At 74.8% G+C, this 2,202-nt stretch carries 3 protein-coding genes; all 3 read left to right on the forward strand.

The genetic code is table 11. From position 1 onward, the window contains the following. The coding region (locus AB0O00_RS36570) for a zinc metalloprotease (RefSeq protein ID WP_363659016.1) at positions 1 to 886 on the forward strand (886 nt) is incomplete at its 5' end. A 43-nt stretch (positions 887 to 929) separates the two neighbouring features. Continuing rightward, positions 930 to 1,400 carry a universal stress protein gene (locus AB0O00_RS36575; protein WP_363659017.1) on the forward strand — a complete coding sequence of 157 codons (471 nt, stop codon included), beginning with the start codon at positions 930 to 932 and terminating at the stop codon, positions 1,398 to 1,400. A 41-nt stretch (positions 1,401 to 1,441) separates the two neighbouring features. Next, a partial coding sequence (locus AB0O00_RS36580; protein WP_363659018.1) for a DNA-formamidopyrimidine glycosylase family protein occupies positions 1,442 to 2,202 on the forward strand: 761 nt, incomplete at its 3' end.

Genomic DNA, 2,202 nt, shown 5'->3' on the forward strand with positions numbered 1-2,202 from the left:
CGGCCAGCTCGGGGCCCCGGCCCCGCACGCCGCGGTGATGACGGCCCTCGTGGCTGTTTGCGACGGTACCGACGCCGCCGCCCGCCGTCCCTCCGGGGGCGAAAGCGGCCAGGACCCGAACTCCGTCACCCCCGCCCGGGCCCGGGCCATGGACGAGGACCTCCGCTCGCGCCTCGCCGGGCACGTCAACACGCACGCCTTCGGCGACACCGTGACGACGATCCCGGTCTACCTGCACGTGATCCACTCCGGCGCCACCGGCCGCCTCGCCGACACCGCCGTCGCCGCCCAGATCGACCACCTCAACGCCACCTACGGCGGCCAGGGCGACGGCAACACCCCGACCGGCTTCCGGTTCGCGCTCGCCGGCACCGACTACACCGACAACGCCGGCTGGTACCTGGGCATGACGCCCGGCTCCCGCGCCGAACGCGACATGAAGAAGCAGCTGCGCAAGGGCGACGCCGGCACCCTCAACCTCTACACCGCCAAGCTCGGCCAGTCCCTGCTCGGCTGGGCGACCTTCCCCGACGCCTACCAGTCCGACCCGGTCGGCGACGGCGTCGTCGTCCTCGACGCCTCCCTGCCCGGCGGCTCGGCCACCAACTACAACGAGGGCTCCACCGGCACCCACGAGACCGGCCACTGGCTCGGCCTCTTCCACACCTTCCAGGGCGGCTGCCTGCCCCCCGGCGACTACGTCGACGACACCCCGCCCGAGCGCAGCCCCGCCTACGGCTGCCCCGAGGGCCGGCACACCTGCACCGGGCCCGGCCTCGACCCGATCCACAACTTCATGGACTACAGCTACGACAGCTGCATGACCCAGTTCACCCCAGGACAGGTCGATCGGATGGCCAAGTCCTGGGCGGCGTACCGGAGATGAACCCCCGCCCGACAGCCCTGACGCACTCGAAAGGAGCAAAGCCATGAGCGCCATCCCCCGGATCGTCGTCGGCGTGGACGGCTCGCCCGCCTCCGAGCAGGCCCTGCAGTGGGCGCTCGACTACGCGCGCGCCATCGGCGGCAGCGTCCACGCGATCACCGCCTGGGAGTACCCCGCGTTCTACGGCTGGGGCGGGGCCGGCGCGCCCGAGGGCTTCAACCCCGAGGACCTCGCCGGGCAGACCCTCGCCGAGTCCGTCGCCAAGGTGGCCGGCGACGCCCCCGGCGTCCCCGTCAACCAGAGCGTGATGCCGGGCAACGCCGCCGGCGCGCTGCTGCAGGCGGCCCACGGCGCCGCGCTCCTCGTCGTCGGCAGCCGCGGCCTCGGCGGCTTCTCCGGGGTGCTGCTCGGCTCCGTCAGCCGCCACCTCACCGAACACGCGCCCTGCCCGATCGTCGTCGTCCGGGAGGGGCAGGTGGCCTTCCCCGGCGAGGAGCAGTGGCAGGAGCAGTAGCAGGAGCCGCACCGGGCCGCCGCGCGGGGCAGGATGGAGACATGCCAGAAGGTGACTCCGTCTACCGCGCGGCGGCCCGGTTGCGCGACACCCTCGCCGGTGTCCACCTCACCGCCGCCGACCTGCGCGTCCCCGCCCACGCCACCGCCGCGCTCGCCGGCCGCTGGGTCCTGGAGGTCGCCCCGCGCGGCAAGCACCTCCTCACCCGCCTCGAAGGCGGCCTCACCCTCCACACCCACCTGCGCATGGACGGCCGCTGGGAGACCTACCGCCCCGGCGAACGCTGGGCCGGCGGCCCCGCCTGGCAGATCCGCGCCGTCCTCGCCACCGAACGCGGCACCGCCGTCGGCTACCGGCTGCCCGTCGTCGAACTGCTGCGCACCGCCGACGAGGAACGCGCCGTCGGCCACCTCGGCCCCGACCTCCTCGGCGCCGACTGGGACCCGGTCGAAGCCGTCCACCGCCTGCTCGCCCACCCCGGGCGCCCCCTCGCCGAGGCCCTCCTCGACCAGCGCAACCTCGCCGGCATCGGCAACGTCTACGCCAACGAGCTCAGCTTCCTCGCCGGTGTCACCCCGTGGACCCCGGTCGGCGAGCTCCGCAGCCCCGACCGGCTCGTCGGGCGCGCCCGCGAACTCCTCGACGCCAACAAGCTGCGCCCCGGCCACATCACCACCGGCGACACCCGTCGCGGCCACCAGCACTGGGTCTACGGCCGGGCCGGCCGCCCCTGCCCGCGCTGCGGCACCCTCGTCCTGACCGCCCGCCAGGGCACCCCGCCGCAGGACCGCGTCGCCTACTG

This window comes from Kitasatospora sp. NPDC093558, from assembly GCF_040683475.1.
Classification (GTDB): domain Bacteria; phylum Actinomycetota; class Actinomycetes; order Streptomycetales; family Streptomycetaceae; genus Kitasatospora.